The organism is Sphingomonas sp. PAMC 26617 (genome assembly GCF_000242835.1).
Taxonomy (GTDB): domain Bacteria; phylum Pseudomonadota; class Alphaproteobacteria; order Sphingomonadales; family Sphingomonadaceae; genus Sphingomonas.
In genome coordinates this window covers 2,967,593-2,988,081 of record NZ_JH594425.1, presented here as the reverse complement: position 1 = coordinate 2,988,081, position 20,489 = coordinate 2,967,593, and the positions used below count along the sequence as shown (strand labels likewise).

Here is a 20,489-nt window from a genome sequence, read left to right as displayed (position 1 = left end):
TCCGCCAGCGTGCTGCTGATCGTTCCGTGCGCACCACCAAAGCCGGTGAGTGTGGCGGCGTGGTCGAACGAGCCGCCTGAGATCGTCAGCGCTTGCGCGGAGAGGTTCTCGATGTTCCCCGCGATCACGCCGTCATTGACGATTGGCCCGACGGCCCCCGAAGCGCCGATGCGAATCGCGACCGGGGCAACGATGAGCCCCTCGTTGGTGAAGTTGCCGATCGTCCCACCGTTGAGGACGCCATAGGTTTCGCCCGACAGCGTACCGCTGTTGAGCAGGGTATCGAGTTGACCGGCATTGTTGAGCGCGGCGCTTTCGGGCCCGGCGGAATCGAGGATCCATCCGCGGTTGTCGATCGTACCGATGCTGCCGCCGGTGTAGAGCGCAAGCGCGCCCGAGATCGTCCCGCTGTTGACGATCCGCCCGACCGTCCCGCGGTTGAAAAACCCGCGCGACGAACCGCTGATCAACCCTTCGTTGATCACCGCGCCGATCCGTCCATCGTTGTTCAGGCCAGCCGCGAGGACGGTCGGAAAGTCGATCAGGCTGCCGCTGTTGTAGATCGTATCGATCGTACCCGCATTGAAGAGGCCGACCCATCCCGTGATCGTGCCCGCATTGTCGACCCGACCGATCGATCCGAAATTACGCACGCCGTACAGGCTGCCGTCGACCCTGCCGGTGTTGGCGAGAGTCCCGAGCTTTCCCGTTTCGGCGATATACGCTGCAGTCGAGACGCCGGTAATCGTCCCCTCGTTGGCGAGGTTGGTGAGCGTCGATCCGACATAGTCGTTGGTGATCGTCAGCAACAGGTCGACATTGCTGCCGATCGTGCTGACATCGGTCGCGACCGCCAGCCCGGTGATTCCCGAGGTGGCGGATACGCCTTGATAGGAGGAACCAGCGCCGGCCCGGACCAGCGTCCCGCCGCCCGTGCCGATGAGATAGGTCCCGGTACCGTCGAGCTGGTCGGTCGTGATCATCCCGCCGCTGATGTTCGCGACACCGCTGACCAGCAGCGACGCCATCCCGAGCGCAAGCGTCCCGGTCGCCTGCGCGTAATTGCCGGTGACGTTGACCGAGTTCGCCAGCCGGAGCGTCGCGCCGGCGTTGACCAGCGTGCCTGTCCCCAGCACGACCGAATCGTCGAGCAGGATTTCGCCGGCAGCGAGGACCACGTTGCTTACCGTGTTGCTGATCAGGCCCTGGCCGTCCGTGCCGTATCCCCGGAGCACGCCGATGCTGCCGCCCGTCCCGCCGGTGAAGACGAGATCCGGCGTACCGCGATTGACGATAGTGCCCGCAATCGTACCGCTGTTCGCGATCGTGCCGATCGCGCCGTCGGTGTAGAGCGCAACCGGCCCGGCGATCAGGCCGGTGTTGCTCAGGACACCGATCGTTCCGCTGTTGACGATTGCGCCGATCTGCCCGGATCCGGCATTGAACTGGCTGTTGATCAACGTACCGCTGTTCACGATCGTCTGGATCGTTCCGTCATTGTAGACCGCCGACGATCCTGCCGCGTTCAGCATGCCGCTGTTGGCGAGCAGCCCGAGCCGGTTGGTGTTGATGATCCCGGTCGCGCCGACGTCGATGACGCCGGCATTCGAGACCGAGTCGACCGCGCCCAGATTGACGAGCCCGACCTGCCCCATGAGACTCCCGCTATTGGAGAACGCGCCGAGCGTGCCGCTCGATGCAATGAAGGCAGCGATCTGTATCGGGAGATCGCGCGCGTTGGCGATCGATCCCAGCGTCCCGCCGACATAATAATTGGCGATATCGAGGTGCAGCGCGTTGCCCGACGAACTGCCCGACAGCAGCAGGCCACCGACGTCTGAAACATAGGAGAGGCCGGTAAAGGACGACCCTTCCCCCCCTTCGACCACCACCCCGCCGAGGTCGCCCACCAGATAGTTGCCGGTCGGGGCGAAGCCCGTCATCGCGACCGTTCCGCCGCCGAGGATCACCGCCCCGCTCGCCACCAGGCGGCCACTGCCGCGCGCGAACGACAGCGTGCCGTCCGTCTGCGTGAACGCGCCCGTCACCGATACCACCCCGTTCAGCGCGACCGAGGCACCGCTGTTGATCAGCGCTCCCGCGCCGACGTCGACCGAATCGTCGAGGAGAAGGCTGCCCGTATCGAACACGACGTTCGACCCCGTGCTGGTGATCCGGCCCTGCCCGGACCGGCCGGTGAGCGTCCCCTGCGTATCGTCCACTCCACCGCTGATCGTCAGGCCGTTGGTGGAGAGGTTGAGGATGTCGCCCGCTATCACGCCGCTGTTGGCGAGCCGCCCGAGACTTCCGGTCGCCGCGATATAGACCGCCGTCGCAGCCGAAACCGTGCCCGTATTCGACAGCGTTTCCAGCGCACCGCCGACGTAGTTGTTGGCGAATCGTTCGACCAGCGCGCCCTCGCTACCGTCGGCAACCGCATCGAGACCGGTCGGCGCGCCGGCGAGGGTCGCGCCGTCGTACCGCGAGCCTGCCCACCCTGAGATCAGGAGGAGGCTGTCGCCCGCCAGATAATTCCCCGTACTTGCAAGATCGGCACGCACGGTGCCGCCGGTCAAATTCACCGTGCCGATGACGGACAGCGCTTGCTGGCCCGGGACCAGCGACAGGACCCCGTCCGTCTGCGTGAAATTGCCGTGGATCGAGAGACCGGGCACCAGCGACAGAGTCGCTCCGGCGTTGATGGCGGTGTGCAGGCCGTTGAGTTCGATATCATCCCCAAGCAGCAAGCTGCCGCTGCTGAAGATCAGATCGCTCGCGGCGTTGATGATCAGCCCGTGTTCTCCCGCGATGCCGGTGAAGGTTCCGGTCCCCGGACCGACGCCAGCCGAGATCGTCAGCGCCGGTGATCCGAAATTGTAGATGTCGCCGCGGATCACGCCACCGTTCGCGATCCCGCCAAGCCAACCCTCCCCGGTCACGATCACCGCCAGACCGGCGTCGCTGATGATCGACCCGGTGTTGACGAGCGTTCCCAGCGTGCCCAGGACCGAAACCGCATTCCCGCCGCCGGAGGACAGGATCGTGCCGCTGTTGCTCAGCATCCCGATACTGCCGGTGTTGAAGATCGCGTTCTGACCCGCGATCACGCCGTCCTGCTGGTTGATCAGGAACGCGATGCTACCGCTGGAATTGTAGATTCCGGCGGACGCGGCGATCCGACCGCTGTTGGTCAGCGTGCCGATCGATCCGGTATTCACCAGCGCGGTGTAGAAGCTCGGGTCGCTGGTGCTGACGGTTCCTTTGTTATCGAACCACCCTACCGTGCCGCCATTGGCGAACCCGTTCCTGCCTGCGGTAAGGAACCCCGCATTGGCGACGCGGCCGATCGTGCCGTAATTCTGCACGCCGGTGCCGAACTCCGCCGCCTGGCCGATCGTCGCGCCAGCGTGGTTCGACAGGGTGCCGATCGTCCCGGCGACGAGGATCCCCGTGCTGCCGCCTCCCGTCCCGCCGCTGATCACGCCATCGTTGGTGAAATTCGCGATCATGTTCGTGGAGAAGACGCCAATGCCGTCCGGAGCGCCGTTTGCGGCCACCGTACCGGCGTTGGCGAAAGCGGTGATGATCCCGTAATTGCGCAGTCCGATCGTGCCGTCGATCAGCCCATTGTTGCTGAGCGTGCCGATGCTGCCGCGATTGACGAGGCCCGTTGCGGTTCCGCTCAGCGTCCCGCTGTTGACGAGCGTACCCACCGACGCACTGTCCGCGACATACAGCGCATAGGTGGCACCGCGGATCGTCCCACTGTTCCCGATCGAGTCCTGCGAAGTCCCGATATAATCGTTGCCGACCGTAAGAACGTAATTGGTGCCGCTGGTGGTCGCATTGACTCGCAGGCCGGAAAAACCGCCCGACAGCACGGCATTGACCCCGGCGTAGCTCGACCCGGTTCCCCCCACCACCAGCGTTCGCGCGGCGCCGCCCCCGACGAGATAGGTGCTCGTTGGGGAGAAGTCGCCCAGGCTCGCGGCGATCGTACCCCCGGTCAGCGCGGCCCCCTGCGTGACCAGCAGTCCGCCATTGGCTCCGAGATCGAGGATGCCCGCCGTCTGCCGGTAGTTACCGTCGATTTGGATGACCGACGACAAAACGATATCCGCGCCGACGTTGCTGATCGTGAGGTTCGCCGGCAAGGCACCGACGGCAAGGATCTTGTCGTTGAACAGCAGCCTGCCCGACGCGAAAATCAGGTCGGCGCTTGCCCCGAACGTGCCCTGGGACGTGCCATCGAAGCCCGTGAACGTCCCGACCGCGCCCCCGCTGCCACCGACGATAGTTCCGATCGAACCGCCCTCGGGGTTGATGTTCCCGCGGATCAGGCCGCTGTTGACGATCGTCGCGACGTTGCCGGAGATCGCGTCGCCGCTGCCCGACATCGTGCCACGATTGTCGATCAGCGTCAGCAGGCCGCTATTCTGGATCGCCGCAACGCCACCGCCGATCACCCCGCTGTTGGTCACTGCGCCGATCGTGCCGGTGTTGAGGAGCGATCGGCTTGCATTGCTGATCGTGCCCGCGTTGACGATCCGTCCGATGCTGCCCGCATTCGCGAATGCCGCGAGGTTCGTGCTGGTGATCAGGCCGGCGTTGGAAAGGGTTGCGATCGCCCCCCGATTGGTGATGCCGAACTGGTTGCCGCCAAAGGTGCCGGTGTTGGTGAGGGTGCCGATACTGCCGCCCGAGGCGACGTACAGTCCGGTCGCGGCGGCGGTGATCGTCGCGCTGTTGCTGAGCGTTGCGAGCGTCCCGCCGACATAGTCGTTGGTGATCGACAGCAGCAACTTGCCGGCCGCACTGGTGGTATCATACAGCCCGGCAATCGAATTGATCGAGATCTGCGCCCCGTCGATCGCGAGGCTCGACGCGCTGATCAACGTGTACGTGTTTTGCAGATAGTTTCCCGTGCTCGAAAGACTGGACCGCACCGTACCGCCGCCAAGCACAACCGCCCCGTTGACGGCCAGCCCGCCCAGGGTCGGATCGATCGTCAGCGTTCCCGCGCTCTGACTGTATTTGCCGGTAACGTTGACGAGGGTATTCAGCGTGAGGTTGGCACCGGTGTTGCTGATCGTCCGCCCGGTCGCGACGATATTGTCGTCGAGCAGCAGGTTTCCCGACGCGAAGACGATGTTGCCGAGCGTATTGGTGATCGTCGCCCGGCCGGATAGCCCGGTCAGCGTGCCGATCGTCCCGGCAGCCCCGCCGCTGATCGTCAACGGATTGGCCGATACGATCTTGATGTTCCCTCGGATCAACCCGCTATTGTCGAGCCCGCCCAGCGTGCCGTCGACATACAGCGCGTCGCTGGCGCTGATCGTCCCCCCGGCGAGGTTGACCAGCGTACCAAGCGTGCCGGCAAGGTTGATGCCAGTGCTGCCGCCACCGATGAGACCGCTGTTGACCAGCGTGGCGATCCCGCCGGACAATCCGATCGCGCTTTGCGCGGAGGTGATCGACCCACTGTTGGCCAGCGTGGCGGAAATGGTGCCGGCGTTGTAGATTCCCTGCAAGCTGCCGGTGATCGTCCCGCTGTTGATGAGCGATCCCATGACGCCATAATTGGCAAAGCCCGCCGAGCCTGACGAAATGACTCCGGCGTTGATCAACCTGCCGAGCGTCGTATCGTTCTGCAGCCCCGCCGCGGTCCCGCCGAGGATCGTTCCGCCGGCGGCGTTGATCAACGTGCCGATCGTCGCCTGATTGCCAAGCCCCTTCTGGGCGCCGCTGATGCGACCGCTGTTGGTGAGCGTGCCGATGCTGCCGTTGATGCTGACGCCGTCGGCCGTGCCGCTGAGGATTCCGCTGTTGCCGAGTGTCCCCACCGCGCCGGTATTCGCGACGTACAACGCGTAACTGACGCCGCTGATCGTGCCGGTGTTGCCGACCGACGTCTGCGTATCGCCGACGTAGATGTTCTTGGCGCCCAGTATGAGGTTGGTCGCGCTGGTCTTCCCGGCGAAGCTCAGTCCGGCGATGCCGCCGGTCGCTGCGATGCTGACGCCAGCGTAGCTCGACCCCAGACCACCCGCAACCAGCGTTCCCCCGACCGCGTCCCCGACCCGATAGGTGGCGTTCGCGTTGAGCCCGCCGACGTCGACCCCGATCGTGCCACCGGAGAAGGTGGCGGACTGCGTGACGACCAGCCGCCCGGCGCTGCCGAGCAATAGCGATCCGGCGGTCTGGCGGTAATTCGCCACGATCGAAACGATCGTCGGCAGCGTGATGTCTGCGCCGCCGTTGCTGATGGTGATGGCGCTCGGTGCGATATTGGCGGCCATGATCGTGTCGTTGAGCAGCAGCGCACCCGACGCGAATGCCAGGTTCGCGCTCACCCCGATCGTCGCTTGCGATGTGCCGTCGAACCCGGTGAACGTCCCGACGGTGCCGCCGCTACCGCCGATGATCGTCCCGATCGTGCCGCCGCTGCGGTTGATGTTCCCGCGGATGGCACCGGCATTGGCGATCGTGCCGAAATCGCCGGCGATCGCATTCTGGTCGCCGGACATGGTGCCGGTGTTCAGAAGGAGTCGGATCAGGCTGTTGTTCTGGATCGCATTGCCGCCACCCGCAATGACCCCGGTGTTGGTCAGCGTCCCGATCGAACCCTCGTTCAGGATCGCCCAGCTCGAATTGGTGATCGTCCCCGAATTGACCAGTTGCCCGATGTCACCCTGGTTCCAGAACCCGGTGGAATTGCCGCTGTTTATCTGCCCCGAATTGACGAACGTGGCGATCGTGCCGCGATTGTCGACGCCGAATATGTTGCCGCCGAACGTTCCGCTGTTGGTCAACGTACCGATGCTTCCAGTCGTGGCAACGTAGAGCCCGATGTCCGCTCCCGTGATCGCGGCGCTATTGTTCAGCGTCGCCAACGTCCCGCCGACATAGTCGTTGAACACGGTCAACAGCAGCCCGTTGCCGACCGTGCTCAGCGAACTGTACGCACCGGCGATCGTGCCGATCGAGACGGTCGCCCCGCCGAGCCCCAGGCTGGCACCGCGCACCATCGTGTAGGTGCCCTGGAAGTAATTGCCGGTAGTTGCGAAGTTCGACAGGATCGTTCCCGCGATCGTCGCCGCCCCCGTCGCGATCAGCCCCCCCGCCGTCGGAGCAAGAAGGAGCGTTCCCGCAGTCTGGCTGAACGCGCCGGTAATCGTGTCGGTCGCGTTGAGGTAGACCGTTGCCCCGTTGTTGACCAGCGTGCGCCCGGTCACGTTGACGTGATCGTTGAGCAGGAGGTTGCCGCCGGCGAGCACGATGTTCGACAGCGTGTTGATGATGCTGCCCCTGTTGGTAAGGGTGCTGCCGGTCAACGTGCCGATCGCGCTTCCGGCCCCGCCGGTGATGGTCAGGCCGCTCGTGCTGGCGTTGAGGATGCTGCCCGCGATCACGCCGCTGTTGGTGATCGGCCCGAAGCTGGACCCGGACCCGATGTACAGTGCAGTGACACCACGGATCGTGCCGCTGTTGTTAACCATACCAACCGTACCGCCGGTAATCGACAGGCCCTGCGCACCGACGATCTCACCGCTGTTGACGAGCGATCCGATCGTGCCTTGGTTGTAGATGCCGCCCGTGGCTCCCATGATCACCCCGCTGTTGGTGATCTGCCCGATCCAGGCGGCGGTTTGATTGTTGCCGATCCCGCTGCTGGCCCCGCTGACGATGGTTCCGGTGTTGATGATGGACGCTATCGTGCCGCTGTTCGCGATCCCGCCCGCGGCCTGCGCCCCGCCGACCGCGACGATCCGGCCCTGGTTTGTGACCGTGCCGATGTGACCGAAGAAGTCGACCCAGATCCCCCGCGAGTTGCCCGACAGCAGACCGCTGTTGCCCAGCGTGCCGACCGAACCGGTTGCCGCGACCACCAAGGCATACGCCGAGCCGCTGATCGTCCCGGCGGTATTGAGCGTGGCGAGCGTGCCGCCGATATAGTCGTTGGACGCCACCAGCAGCAAATCGTTGCCCGCCGTCGTGCCGCGCGCCGCCAGCCCGCTTGCCAGCGTGGTCGCGATGCTGACGCCGCCATAGCTGGGCCTGCCGCCCGCGCTGATCAGCGTCGAGATCGCCGTGTCTGCGAAATAGTTTCCGATACTCGAAAGGCTTGCCAATATGGTCCCGCCCGAGATCGTCGCTTGCCCGGTGACGGACAATTTCCCAAGCGTATCAAGGATCAGCCTGCCCGCCGTCTGGCTGTAAGCGCCGGAGATGGTGGCCGGCGAGGTGAGCGTGATGACCGCTCCCCTGTTGGCGATCGTGCTTCCGCTGATGGCATCGTCGAGCAACACATTGCCCGACGCGAAGACGATGTCTTGCGTAGAGCTGATCGTGCCATGTTTTGACGGTTGGAATCCGGTCAGCGTGCCGGTTTTCGCTCCGCTTCCGCCAATGATCGTCAAGGCGGAACCGAAATTGACGATGTCGCCCGCTATCAAACCCGAGTTGACGATCGTACGGATTATTCCGGAATTACCGTTGTCAGCCGCCGTCAAGATTGCGATCGGTGCCTTAATCGTCCCGCTATTGGTCAGCGTTCCAATCGTGCCACCGAGGTTGGTTATGCCCGCGGTGTTCGACCCTATGATGACCCCGGAATTGGTGAAAGCCCCGATCACCGGAACGAGCGTCGACGTCGCGTCTTGACGGTCGTTCAGGAAAGCTACGCCAAGCGCACTGATCGTGCCGCTGTTGACGATCGCCCCGATCGAGTTGCTGTTTCGCAGCCCGTTACCGGTCGTGGCGGTATTGAAGATCTTGCCCTGATTGGTGAGCGTTCCGACCGTTCCGAGGTTGAACAGGGTCGTCACGGCCGTACTGGTGAGCGTCCCGGTTCCGGTGATCGAATATTGTCCGATACTCGCGCTGACGGTCTGCGGGGTCGACACGATCGTGTTGCTGATCGTCGTGTCCGCCGCATGGAGGGGCTGCGGCAAGGCCAGCCCGGCACCAAACGCGAGCGCCGATATGCCGGACAGGAACTGCCCGATCCGCCGCAGTCGCATCGCCGACGCATCGCCGTTCCGCACCACCGCCGTCCCCCTCTGCCAGGCGACACCCGGTTTGCCGCACCTTTTTCCGAGGTACTGTCCGAGGCCGCGCTACATTCAGAAAGGATAGATCGCCTTTCCGTATCGTACTTTGGTATAGGATCCGTTTAGAAAGCGGTATTCTTGTAGTAATACCTAAGCCGTTTCGGCAAGGGCTTGTAAACGTAAAGGGTTTCTTGTTGGATGCAGACAGTCGACCGTAGTACAAATATGGTATAGCGAACTGGCAGGCATCCATTCGACCAGGGTGTTACCTTGCACATCGACCCGGTCGATCCATCCGCCCGGACAGGCCGGTGCGCAGAACGTCCGCCACGCAGCTTCCAGCGCGGCGGATGACTGCCGCATTTCGCCGAGCGGCGGGGCGAGCGCCTTTGCCGCCTCCATCGTCGCCCATAACCGACAACTGGTCGTGACCGGACCATCACGGCCGATGACTTCCATGGCCCTGCCCTGACGGTCGATCCCGCGAAGACCATGACGCAACAGCCGACGAATGCGCGGCTCGACCGAGCCGCCGGTCGCGGCGGCATAACGGGTCAGCAGCCAGATCCATTCGAAATGGTGTCCGGGTTCGAGCGTCCGCTCGCCGCCAATCGCGTTCCAGTGCGCGTCATACTGTTCCGACAGGACGTCGTCCTCGTGACCGAAAAACCGTCGGTCGAACAGGTCGACGAGCGCCGCCATCCGGTCCGTCTGATCGCCGCAGCGGCCCGTGGCGTGCAACGCCAGCAATGCCTCCAGCAGATGCATGTGCGGGTTCTGCCGGCGGGGGAGCACCGCCGTTGGCCACTGCTCGACATAGCCTCCGGCCGGATCCGCCATTTCCCGATCAAGGAACGACAGGGTCCGGTGAACCAGCGCGACATGTCGCGGCTGCCCTTCGAGCCGGATCAGGCTCGCCAGTGCGAGCAGGACGAACGCATGGGCGTAGAGATCCCGCCGTTCGTCCACCACGCCACCGCCGCGCCCGCACGCGAACGCCCAACCCCTCGAACCGTCGGCCTGACAATAATGGGCGATCATCGCATCCCCGGCGCGCATCGCCAGATCCGCCCCCGCGGGAAACCAGCCGTTGCGCGCCGCAGTCGCATAGACGTGGATCTGCCGCGCCTGAACCATCACCCGACGCGGCACCGTCAGCTGCGGGCCCCCGTCCAGCCCAAGCCGCTCGACGAAGCTGCCGTCGGCGGCATCATGACCGGCTTCGCTCCATAACGGGAGGGCGAACCGAATCAGCCAATCGATCCAGAAGGCGGGTTCGCCCGCCGTCACAGGGCCTCCAAGATGTCTGCGACGAAGCGGTCGAGGTCACCACCGCCGAACAGGAATGCCCGGATGCCGGCACGCTCGGCCGCTTCCAGATCGCTCGCGCGGTCGCCGACCAGGAAACTTGCGCTCCGGTCGATATGATGGTCGGCGATCAACCGCTCCAGCATCCCGGGCGCAGGCTTCCGGCATTCGCAAATGCGCGTGTAGCGTGCGACGATGCCGTCCTGGTGGTGCGGGCAATAGGCGAATGCATCGATTTTCACCGGCGCCGGCAATGCGGCCTGCATCGCATCGTGGACCCGCGCGATCGCGGCTTCCGCGAAATAGCCCTTCGCGACCCCGGATTGGTTGGTCACGACGAACCGGCGGTAGTCCAGCGCCGCCAACCGCGACAGCGCCCGCTGCGCCCCTTCGACCCAGCGAATATCGCACGGGCGGGACAGATAGCCGGTATCGACGATCAAGACCCCATCCCGATCGAACAACGCAGCCCTATTCGTTTTTGTTCGCTTTCGCGCAACCGGAGGCACCGTGGCCACCATATGCCAAATACTCCCGATCCCCGCCTTGTCGACTACGCTCCACTACTGCTATTGTACCGATTGCGTTATCGCCCTTTGCTTCTCATTCGGTGAGGCCGACGAGATATGCGTTTGGTCCGCGGCATCTATACAGTACTTATACTAGGCCTTCTGTTCGGCACATTTGGTCCGCACGTCGCATTGGGGCGAAGTTCGGCGGTTGCGCTGGCGCAGGCATCCGGGTGGCACTGGGCGGTCATCCCCGCCGGACGGTTCGATCTGGCGTCGGCGTACAGTGCCGGCGACCAGCGGGCGAAGGTGCTGACCGTCTACCTCGAGGGCGATGGCCTCGCCTATGCGACCCCGGGCCAGCGCGCGATGGACCCGACCCCGACCGATCCGCTCGCGCTTCGAATGGCGTTGCAGCATCCGGGGCGCGGCGCGGTCGCGTGGCTCGCGCGGCCGTGCCAATATGTCTCCCGCAGCCGTATCTGTCGCAGCGATTACTGGAGCATCGCGCGCTTTGCCCCCGAAGTGGTCGCCGGCACCAGCGCCGCGCTCGATCGGATGAAGGCAGCGACCGATGGTGCGACGGGGCTGATCCTGGTCGGCTATTCGGGCGGTGGCGCGCTCGCGGCATTGCTGGCGGAGCGGCGAGACGACGTCGTTGCACTGGTGACGGTCGCGGCCAATCTCGATCTCGACGCCTGGGTACACGATCGCGGACTGACCCCCTTGTCACGCTCGCTCGATCCAGCGGATGGGGCAGCGCGTCTTGCGCAGGTTCGCCAGGTTCATTTCGTCGGGTCGGAGGATCGCGTGGTCGGCGAACGGGTCACGCGAAGCTTCGTCGCGCGGCTACCGCCCGGGACGCCGGTCTCGATCCTCGTCGTACCGGGCCAGGGTCATGGCGCCGACTGGGGAAAGCGGTGGCCAGGCCTTGCCATCCGCCCCGAGTTGCTGGGGATCGAAGGCTGGCGCTGAACGTCGCGAGAGGAGATATGCATGACGGTCGACAGTGACGCCCCTCCCCGCCCCGACATCCTCGTCGTCGGCGATGCGATGATCGATCGCTACATCATCGGCGAGACGAGCCGGATTTCGCCGGAAGCGCCGGTCCCGATCGTCCAGGCGAGCCGTGAGAACGTGCGCGCGGGCGGCGCGGCCAACGTCGCGGCCAACGTCCAGGCGCTTGGGGGCGGCTGCTGCTTGCTGACGGTCTGCGGGGGCGACAGCGGCGGCGAGGATCTGGCGCGGCTGATGGCACGACACGGTGTGACGCTCGACCGGGTGATCGACCTCGGGCAGCGCACGACGCAGAAGACCCGGCTGATTTCGGGCGTTCAGCAAATCGCCCGGATTGACCATGACGGCGGCGTCAGCGATGCCGCACGGACCGAACTGGCGCGTCGGTTCGAAGCGCGGCTCGACGGCTGTCGCGCAGTGATTTTCTCGGATTACGACAAGGGGACCCTCGCCGATCTGCCGAGGCTGCTCGCGCTCGCGCAGCGGCGTGGCGTGCCGACCTTCGTCGATCCCAAGTCGGCCGACCCGACGCGCTATGCCGGGGCGTTTCTGCTCAAGCCCAATGCGCGCGAATTCCACGCGCTGTTTGGCGCGTGCCCCGAAGAGCACATCGCTGACCGCGCGAGCGCGGCGTTGCGGACGTGGAACCTCGAATATCTCGTCGTTACCCGGGGCGCGAAAGGGATCCTGATGGTGTCGCGCGGTGGCGCGGTCATCGATCACCCGACCGAGGCGGTGGAAGTGTTTGACGTTACCGGCGCGGGGGACACCATCATCGCCGCGCTCGTCGTCGGCGTCGCAGGCGGTCTCGCGATGGCGGAGGCGATCGATCAGGCGAATATCGCGGCAAGCATCGCGGTGTCGCGTCCCGGCACCTACGTCGTCACCCGCGAGGACCTTGCGGAACGGCTGGACCAGCGGCACGATGCGGCCCCCAAGCTTGTTCCCCTTTCCCGCCTCGCCACCATCGTGAAGCGCGCGCGGCGCGGCGGCGCGCGGATCGTCTTCACCAACGGGTGCTTCGACGTGTTGCACGCCGGGCATGTCCGGCTGCTCGATCTCGCGAGACGACGCGGCGACGTGCTGATCGTCGGCCTCAATTCTGACGCTTCGGTGCGGCGACTGAAGGGGGCGCAACGCCCGGTCAACCCGCTCCCCGACCGCGCCGATGTGCTAAGTGCGTTGACCGCGGTCGATCACGTCGTGGCGTTCGAGGACGATACGCCCGCCGCGCTGATCGACGCGATCCGCCCGGACGTCCTGGTCAAGGGCGGGGACTATGCCGCCGACGCGATCGTCGGTGCCGATCTGATGCGCGAGACCGGGGGCGAGGTGTTCATCGTCCCGTTGCTGTCAGGCCGGTCGACCAGCGCGATCCTCGCCGACCTGCAGCATTGAGCAAGCGATGCCCGGTATCAGTCGCCCTCGAAGCGCTCGGTCATTTCCATGAAATTGCGCGCCGCCGCCCGGTCGGCCGCGGCGGAAAAGGCGATGTCGAGATCCGGCGCGGCCCCCAGCATGAACAACAGCGTCCACAAACCGAAGCGCCGGTCACGATCCTGTTCCAACCCGAAGTCGACGCGCATATGCTCGATCCCCGCGGTCATTGCCGTGGGGGTGACCCCGGCAAGATCGCTCGTGCCAAAGTAGCGGCGAAACTGGTCGTCGAGTTCCACCGTCATTTCCTCCCGAGTGCGCGTCGAACCGTCGGCAGCATGCGGCGAACGATGATATCGACGCCACGTGCGTTGGGATGCAACCCGTCCGCCTGAAGCAGTCCGGGGTTGGCCGCGACACCGTCGAGGAAGAACGGATAGCGTGGCACCGCATGTTTCGCGGCGAGCGCCGGATACAGGCCGTCGAACGCGCGGACATAGTCGGGACCGAGGTTGGGCGCAGCGCGCATGCCCGCAAGCAGCACGGGGATCCGCCGGTTGTGCAATTCGGTCAGGATCGCATCGAGATTGGCGCGCGCCTGCGCCACCGGAAGCCCGCGCAGCATGTCGTTCGCGCCGAGCTCGACGATCACCAGATCGGGCGGCGTCCCGAGCCCGCGCAACCCCCAGCGCAGTCGGGCGCGGGCCTGTGCGGCAGTATCCCCCGCCACCCCGCCGTTGCGGACCGTCGCCGCGACCCCGACCCTGCGCAGCGCGTCCTGCAATCGCGCGGGAAAGCCAGCCGCGGGCGGGAGGCCATAGCCCGCACTCAGGCTGTCGCCGAACGCCCAGATCACGGGTGCGCCGGGGCTTGCCGCCGCCATCGTCGGGAATACGACCGCGATGATCATTGCGAGTTGGACAATTCCCCGCCGCCATCCATATCGCTTGAGGTATGGCCACTGCATCCCCCTCTGATAGCGTCCTGATCTCCGCGCGCAACGTGCGGCTATCGCTGGGGCGCGGTGAATCGCGCGTCGAGATCCTCCGCGGGATCGACCTCAGCGTCGCCGCAGGCGAAAGCGTCGCGCTGCTCGGGTCGTCCGGGTCGGGCAAATCCTCGCTGATGGCGATCCTCGCCGGACTCGAACGCCCGACCGATGGCAGCGTTACGGTCGCAGGGCTCGAATTCTCGACGCTCGACGAGGATGCGCTGGCGGTCGCGCGGCGCGGGCGGATCGGGATCGTGCTGCAGGCCTTCCACTTGCTCCCGACGATGACCGCGCTCGAGAATGTCGCGGTACCGCTCGAACTTGGCGGCGCGCGCGACGCGTTTGACCGTGCCGCGACCGAACTGGCGGCGGTCGGGCTCGGGCATCGCACCGGCCATTACCCCGCGCAGCTTTCGGGCGGCGAACAGCAACGCGTGGCGATCGCGCGCGCGCTGGTCGCGCGTCCCGCGCTGATCTTCGCGGACGAACCGACCGGCAATCTCGACACGACGACCGGCGCCGCAATCATGGACCTGCTGTTCGAACGCCATGCGGCGAGCGGGACGACGCTGTTCGTCATCACGCACGATGCCTTGCTGGCCAGACGGTGCGCGCGCGTAATCGACCTCGCGGATGGCCGGATCCTCAGCGACCGGCGCGCGGCTTGAGCATCGCCTGGCGTCTCGCGTGGCGGGATCTGCGGCGCGGTGGCCGCGGCTTGCTGCTGCTGGCGATCTGCCTGTTCCTGGGCACCGCGGCGCTCGCCGGGATCGGGAGCCTTGCCGCGAGCATGGTCGCAGCGCTCGATGCCAATGCCCGGCAGAACCTCGGCGGCGATCTCGAGCTAACCGTATCGCAGCGACGCGCGACGGTTGCGGAACTGGCGGCGTTTGCGGAGGCCGGTCGCGTCTCCGAAGTCGTCTCGCTGCGCGCGATGGCAGAAGCAGGCGGGGCGTCAGCGCTGGTCGATCTGCGCGGCACCGATGCCGCCTGGCCGCTGGTCGGTGCGTTCCGATTGGCACCGGGGGCGCTTTCGAACCGACCGCATGGCCGCGAAGTCGCGATTGCCCCTCCGCTGGCGGATCGGCTCGGTCTGCGGCCGGGGCAAGGCGTGCGGCTCGGATCGACGCGGCTGCGCGTGATCGGCGTCATCGCGGCGGAGCCGGACCGGCTCGGCGCGGGCTTTGCGCTCGGGCCGCCCGCGTTAGTCGATCTGGCGGGGCTTGACGCAACCGCGCTGCTCCAGCCGGGAAGCCTGTACGAAAGCCATTACCGGATCACGCTGACGCGCCCGGCGGAGGCCGCATCGATCCGCGATCGTCTGTTGGCGCGCTTCCCCGGCGCGGGCTGGTCCGGGCGGACCAGCGAGCGGGCGGCATCAGGGTTACGCCGCGGGATCGACCAGTTCGGGCAGTTCCTGCTCCTCGTCGGGCTCGCCGCGCTGGCGATTGCCGGCGTTGGCGTGGGGAACGGCGTCGCGGCGTATCTGGCGGGGAAGACGCGGATCATCGCGACGCTCAAGGTGCTGGGGGCGCGTTCGCGGACGATCGTTGCGATGTTCCTTGCGCAACTCGGGATCGTTGCGGCGGTCGGGATTACGGGCGGGCTGCTGGTCGGGGCCGCCGTGCCGTGGATCGTGACCGCTTCCGTGGGCGCGGCATTGCCGGTGCCACCACGGCTCGCGCTTTACCCGGTACCGCTGGCGACGGCTGCGTTGCTCGCGGTGCTCGTGGCGTTGCTGTTCGCGGTGCCCGCGTTGGCGCGCGCGCGCGTCGTGCCCGCCGCCACCCTGCTGCGCGATGCGCTCGCGACGCGGCGGCTGCCTTCGGTGGGCGTGATTCTGCTGATGGCGCTGCTGGTCGCCGCGCTGGTCGCGCTGGCGGTGCTGACGGCGTCGAACCGGCTGCTCGCGCTGGGTTTCGTCGCGTCGGTCAGCGCGCTGATCGTCGTGTTGTGGGGTGTCGGTCTCGGCATCCGCTGGATCGCGGCCCGGCTGCCGCGCGCACGCAAACCGTTGCTGCGGCTGGCGGTGGCGAACCTGCACCGACCGGGCGCGCAGACCGACCGGCTCGTGGTCGCGCTCGGACTCGGCTTTTTGCTGTTCGTCGCGCTGGCGGTGGTCGATTCGAGCCTGTCCGCCGAATTGCGCAACGCCGCGCCCGCCAAGGCCCCGCGCTTCTTCGCGATCGACCTCCAGCCCGACGATGCGCCTGCCTTCGCGCGCGCCGTGCGAAGTGCGGCTCCGGCCGCGACGATCGAATCGCTGCCGTCGCTGCGCGGATCGATCAGCGCATTGCGAGGCGTACCGGTCGCGTCGCTGAAGACCTTGCCCGAGGGTGCCTGGATCCTGCGCGGGGACCGGACGCTGACCTGGTCGGCCGCGCTTCCGCCGCGGAACGAAGTGGTTGCGGGCAAATGGTGGCCATCGGACTATCGCGGCCCGCCGCTCGTGTCGCTCGAGGACAAGGCGGCGGCGGCGCTTGGCCTCAAGGTCGGCGACAGCATCACCGTGTCGGTCCTCGGCGTCGACGTGCCCGCGCGGATCGCGGCACTGCGCAAGATCGACTGGGGCGGGCTCGGGCTCAACTTCGCGATCGTCTTCTCGCCCGGCTATATCGAGGAAGCGCCGCACGGGCTGCTCGCCAGCGTCTACGCGCCCCCAGCCCGCGACGGCGCGATCGCGCGACAGGTCGGTCTGGCGCTTCCCTCGGTCACGCTGATCCGGGTCGGCGACGTGATCGGGCAATTGGGCGCGATCCTCGGTCAGGTCGCGATCGCGATCCGTGCTGCGGCAGCGGTGACGGTCGCGGCGGGAATCGCGGTGCTGATCGGCGCGGTGGCGGCATCGGGCCGCGCGCGGCGCTATGATGCGGTGGTGCTCAAGCTGCTCGGCGGAAGCCGTCGCCAGGTGCTCGGGGTGCAGGCGATCGAATATGCGATCCTGTCCGTGATCCTCGCGCTGGTCGCGCTGACGATCGGCGCGGGAGCTGGCTGGTATGTCGTGACGCAGGTGCTGGCGATCGGCTGGGCACCCCGCTGGGACAGCGTGGCGCTGACGCTTGCGGTCGCAAGCGTGATGACTTTGGGCGCGGGGACGCTGGGGAGCCTTCCCGCCTTGCGAGCGCGACCGGCGGAGGCGCTGCGGGATCTCTAGGGTGAGGTCGGATCCTTCGATCGCCTAACCGGCGTAGGACAACTCTCAATAGCAAGGCAGAGGGTTGCGGCCGACTGCGCTTCGTTACCTCGGCCATTCCAACTGGGCCCCGGCCTTCGCCGGGGAAGCAGTGCTTGCTATGACTGACACCGCGAGCGGGCAAATGGCCTGCCGAAAGTCAACCGCCGGGAGACCGGTACTTCACCTCGACCGGTTATGCCCTGTCGCTGCTATCGTCGCATCGCTGAGCTTTTTCCTACACTTCCCCGGCGAAGGCCGGGGCCCAATAGTGAGGCGGAGGGTTGCAGGCGACTACGCTTCGTTACCTCGGCCATTTCGAGTTGGCCTACCCCTTAGCCGGGGGAAAAAGTGCCGAAGACACCCGACACCGCCATCCGGCGAATGGCCTCCCAAAAATCGGCCGTGGAGCAGCCGTTACTTCGCCTCGACCGGCTCCGCCGTATCCCCGGTATCGTTACGCGTGGCACGCGCCGTCATGCCAGAAGCGGACGCATCGTCCATCATCTGCTCGTCAGGCGCGGGTGCGGCGGCGGGCGGCGTATCGTCCGCGACTGTCGCGTTGGCGGTTTCGGTCGGCTCGGCCACCGGCGGGGCGGGTTCGGCCATCGGCGGGGCGAGATCCTCGTTCGCCATCGGCGAATCCTCGCTCATATTCTCCATCGGCGCTGGCTCTTCCGAGCGCGAGCAGGCACCGAGCCCCAAAGCCAGCAATGCGGCGGTGAGAGCGAAGGTCGTCTTGCGGGTCATCCTAGGGTCTCCTCAACGGGCCGCGAGCGTCTGGGTCTGGCGCGCCGACCGCGCCGTGATCTTGCTGGCGAGCGTACCATCCCATTTGTATGGGTCATCGCGGAAACTGACTTGCCCGCTCTGGTTCGCGAACGCGGTCCAGTACAGCAAATAGACCGCGACGGGCGCGGCAAGTTTCGCGCGAACCGTCTTGCCCGCCGCGACCGTGTCGTCGATCGCCTGCGCCGACCATTCGGGGGTCGTGCTCATCAACTGCTTGGCGAGATCGCCCGGCTTTTCGAGCCGGACGCAACCGTGGCTGGCGAGCCGGTCGAACCGCGCGAACCCGGCCTGCGCGGGCGTATCATGCAGGTAGACCGCGAAGGGATTGGCGAAATCGAACTTGTAGCGACCGAGCGCGCTGCGTTCGGATGCCTGCTGAAGCCGCTTGGTGCCATCACCATTGTCGATCACACGGAAGCCGTTCCGTGCGAAATACCCCGGGTTTGCACGCTCCTTCGGCCACAATTCCTTGGTCGCGATCGTCGAAGGGACGTTCCACGGCGGGTTGAGTACGATGCTGTGGATCTGCGAGACCAGCATCGGGGTTTCGTCGCCCGGGCGACCAGTGACCGCCTTCATCGACATGATCGGCGAATCGCCGTTGAACAGCGTCAGCACCGCCGCCGCGATATTCACCTGGACCCGGTTCTGCTCGAGCACCGGCGGCAGCCAGCGCCACCGCTCCATGTTCGCCTTGATCTGCGCGATCCGCGCGTCGACGGGCACGTTGAGCGCGGCGATCGTCTGCGCGCCAGCGGTCCCGTTCGGGTTGAGGCCATAGCGCCGCTGCGCGCGCCGGAGCGCCTCGACCAGCGTGGTGTCGAACTTCTCGCCGCTTCCCTTTGCTGCGGGATCCTCGAGCGCGAGCCGCTTGCGCAGCGCGATCACGCGCGCGCCCGTGGCACCGAGCCTGAGCTCCGGCCCGCCCGCGACCTGAGCCCAGCCGCCGTCGGTCGCAATCGCCCGATACCGCGCGAGACCGGCGACGAGCGTATCGTAACCGGCGTAGGGCGGCGGCAACGAGGCGATCCAGGCACTCAACCGGTCGCGATCGAGCGCGTCGCGCAAGGCGGGCAGCGGATCGTAGGCGACCGGGCGCATCGCCCAGTCGCGCTGGAAGTCGGCCTCGGCCAGCCGCCCCGAATGCACTGCGCGCGCATGGTCGAGCGCAGCGCGGATCAGCCCGTCATTGTCATGCGGGACGGTGATCGCTTCGTCGCTCAGCCCCTGCGCAACCGAATCGCGGCGGATCAGGTCGCCGAGTTGCTTTGCCTGCGCGGCACTCAGCGTCGGCAACACGATTTCGGGCGGGATCGCCTGCACCGTGGCGGGCGCCGGCGCGACGATGGGTGGCGGGAGGATCGACACGGGCGGCGCATTCTGCGCGTGGAGCGAAACGGGGACGAGGCAGACGCCCACCGCGGCATAGCGCGCGATCTTCCGTGCGATCCGGGAATGGGCAGATTCTGTGAGGCGCTTCATGGTCATAGCCAATGCCCCTAACACGGCATCGGCATGCTCTGCATCGCCTATTTGGGGTCTTAGGTCGATCCGGCGCACCCCGCCGCCGAAGACGCCACCAACGTCGTGCAACGAACGAAGCTATTTCAATCGCATCGCTCGCTCGAATGGCCGGGGACCTCCCCCAGATGGATCGCGAGCGCCGCGAAATGCCCCCTTGGGTAGCACAGATCGCTTATCTGCCACCGGTCCCCCCACGCCGCTATCTCGACCAGCGTGCGCTGGTCGCACAGTGTGTCGAACCGCCGCAGATCCTCAGACAGCCCGCGCCCCGCCGCCTTCACCAGCGCTTCCTTGCGTGTCCATAGCTGGAAGAAGCGCGCGGTCCGTTCCGGGTCCGTCACCGCGCGCATCCAGGCGCGCTCGTGATGGCCGAAGACCTGCTCCGCGATCCGCTCCTTCTCCGCGACCGGGCGCACCCGTTCGAGATCGATCCCGAGCGGTGCCCCGCCGATCGCAAGCAGCGCGGAACCCCCGCTCCGCGAGAAGTTGAAGTGCCGGCGATTCGCTGCGAGTTCCGGTTTGCCATAGGCATTCGTCTGCAATCGAAGGACTTCCGGGTCTTCGTTGCCGTCCGCCGCCAGCAGCAGGCGCAGGATGGCGCGACCGACGACGAAGCGATTCCGGTCGCAGTCATAGCGGAAGCTCGCCGCCCGCGCCCGCTCGGGGGGATCCAGCACGTCGGACAGGCGCGCGACGTCCTCCGGCGGGCGGTCCAGTTCGACCCGCCACAGCCGGACGGCATGCAA

12 protein-coding genes are annotated in these 20,489 nt (G+C 66.4%); 4 read left to right on the top strand and 8 right to left on the bottom strand.

The genetic code is table 11. The features are described 5' to 3' along the window. The 3 genes from RH91_RS22855 to RH91_RS13105 all read right to left on the bottom strand — a co-directional run. Positions 1-9,047: S-layer family protein (locus tag RH91_RS22855; RefSeq protein WP_198283258.1), on the bottom strand; the 9,047-nt coding region annotated here is incomplete at its 3' end. 156 nt (positions 9,048-9,203) lie between these two features. After that, entirely contained in the window at positions 9,204-10,343 is a 1,140-nt protein-coding gene (locus RH91_RS13110) for an AGE family epimerase/isomerase (RefSeq protein ID WP_010163266.1), read from the bottom strand. Further along, on the bottom strand, positions 10,340-10,882 hold the full coding sequence (locus tag RH91_RS13105; protein ID WP_051116692.1) for a D-glycero-alpha-D-manno-heptose-1,7-bisphosphate 7-phosphatase: 543 nt from the start codon (positions 10,880-10,882) through the stop codon (positions 10,340-10,342). The genes RH91_RS13110 and RH91_RS13105 overlap by 4 nt, the downstream gene beginning before the upstream one ends. 105 nt (positions 10,883-10,987) lie before the next feature. Here RH91_RS13105 and RH91_RS13100 point away from each other — a divergent pair, with 105 nt between their 5' ends. Further along, positions 10,988-11,845, top strand: a complete 858-nt coding sequence (locus RH91_RS13100; RefSeq protein ID WP_232283497.1) for a hypothetical protein — start codon at positions 10,988-10,990, stop codon at positions 11,843-11,845. A 21-nt stretch (positions 11,846-11,866) separates the two neighbouring features. Further along, positions 11,867-13,285 carry a D-glycero-beta-D-manno-heptose 1-phosphate adenylyltransferase gene (gene rfaE2, locus RH91_RS13095; protein ID WP_010163262.1) on the top strand — a complete coding sequence of 473 codons (1,419 nt, stop codon included), beginning with the start codon at positions 11,867-11,869 and terminating at the stop codon, positions 13,283-13,285. 17 nt (positions 13,286-13,302) lie between these two features. Here rfaE2 and RH91_RS13090 read toward each other — a convergent pair whose 3' ends face one another. Further along, complete coding sequence (locus RH91_RS13090; RefSeq protein WP_010163261.1) at positions 13,303-13,569, bottom strand: hypothetical protein; 267 nt, start codon at positions 13,567-13,569, stop codon at positions 13,303-13,305. Continuing rightward, positions 13,566-14,174: an arylesterase gene (locus RH91_RS13085; RefSeq protein WP_010163260.1), complete on the bottom strand. Its 609-nt coding sequence runs from the start codon at positions 14,172-14,174 to the stop codon at positions 13,566-13,568. The genes RH91_RS13090 and RH91_RS13085 overlap by 4 nt, the downstream gene beginning before the upstream one ends. A 44-nt stretch (positions 14,175-14,218) precedes the next feature. On the opposite strand from RH91_RS13085, the gene RH91_RS13080 reads away from it, so the two are divergent. Further along, positions 14,219-14,923, top strand: a complete 705-nt coding sequence (locus RH91_RS13080) for an ABC transporter ATP-binding protein (protein WP_010163259.1) — start codon at positions 14,219-14,221, stop codon at positions 14,921-14,923. Further along, complete coding sequence (locus RH91_RS13075) at positions 14,920-17,409, top strand: ABC transporter permease (RefSeq protein ID WP_010163258.1); 2,490 nt, start codon at positions 14,920-14,922, stop codon at positions 17,407-17,409. The genes RH91_RS13080 and RH91_RS13075 overlap by 4 nt, the downstream gene beginning before the upstream one ends. Before the next feature lie 435 nt (positions 17,410-17,844). Here the strand turns inward: RH91_RS13075 and RH91_RS13070 are convergent, their stop codons facing one another. The 3 genes from RH91_RS13070 to RH91_RS13060 form a co-directional block, all read right to left on the bottom strand. Further along, a complete protein-coding gene (locus tag RH91_RS13070; protein WP_010163257.1) occupies positions 17,845-18,177 on the bottom strand; it encodes a hypothetical protein in 333 nt (110 codons plus the stop codon). 12 nt (positions 18,178-18,189) lie between these two features. Then, entirely contained in the window at positions 18,190-19,701 is a 1,512-nt protein-coding gene (locus RH91_RS13065; RefSeq protein ID WP_051116728.1) for a L,D-transpeptidase family protein, read from the bottom strand. Between the two features lie 125 nt (positions 19,702-19,826). Continuing rightward, positions 19,827-20,489, bottom strand: coding sequence for a 4'-phosphopantetheinyl transferase family protein (locus RH91_RS13060; RefSeq protein ID WP_010163254.1), 663 nt, complete (start codon positions 20,487-20,489; stop codon positions 19,827-19,829).

What these genes read in the sequence shown, in the direction of transcription:
- RH91_RS13090 (WP_010163261.1), bottom strand. Translation starts at nt 13,569, where the DNA reads ATGACGGTGGAACTCGACGACCAGTTTCGCCGCTACTTTGGCACGAGC.
- rfaE2 (WP_010163262.1), top strand. Translation starts at nt 11,867, where the DNA reads ATGACGGTCGACAGTGACGCCCCTCCCCGCCCCGACATCCTCGTCGTC.
- RH91_RS13070 (WP_010163257.1), bottom strand. Translation starts at nt 18,177, where the DNA reads ATGACCCGCAAGACGACCTTCGCTCTCACCGCCGCATTGCTGGCTTTG.
- RH91_RS13105 (WP_051116692.1), bottom strand. Translation starts at nt 10,882, where the DNA reads ATGGTGGCCACGGTGCCTCCGGTTGCGCGAAAGCGAACAAAAACGAAT.
- RH91_RS13085 (WP_010163260.1), bottom strand. Translation starts at nt 14,174, where the DNA reads ATGATCATCGCGGTCGTATTCCCGACGATGGCGGCGGCAAGCCCCGGC.
- RH91_RS13080 (WP_010163259.1), top strand. Translation starts at nt 14,219, where the DNA reads ATGGCCACTGCATCCCCCTCTGATAGCGTCCTGATCTCCGCGCGCAAC.
- RH91_RS13100 (WP_232283497.1), top strand. Translation starts at nt 10,988, where the DNA reads ATGCGTTTGGTCCGCGGCATCTATACAGTACTTATACTAGGCCTTCTG.
- RH91_RS13065 (WP_051116728.1), bottom strand. Translation starts at nt 19,701, where the DNA reads ATGAAGCGCCTCACAGAATCTGCCCATTCCCGGATCGCACGGAAGATC.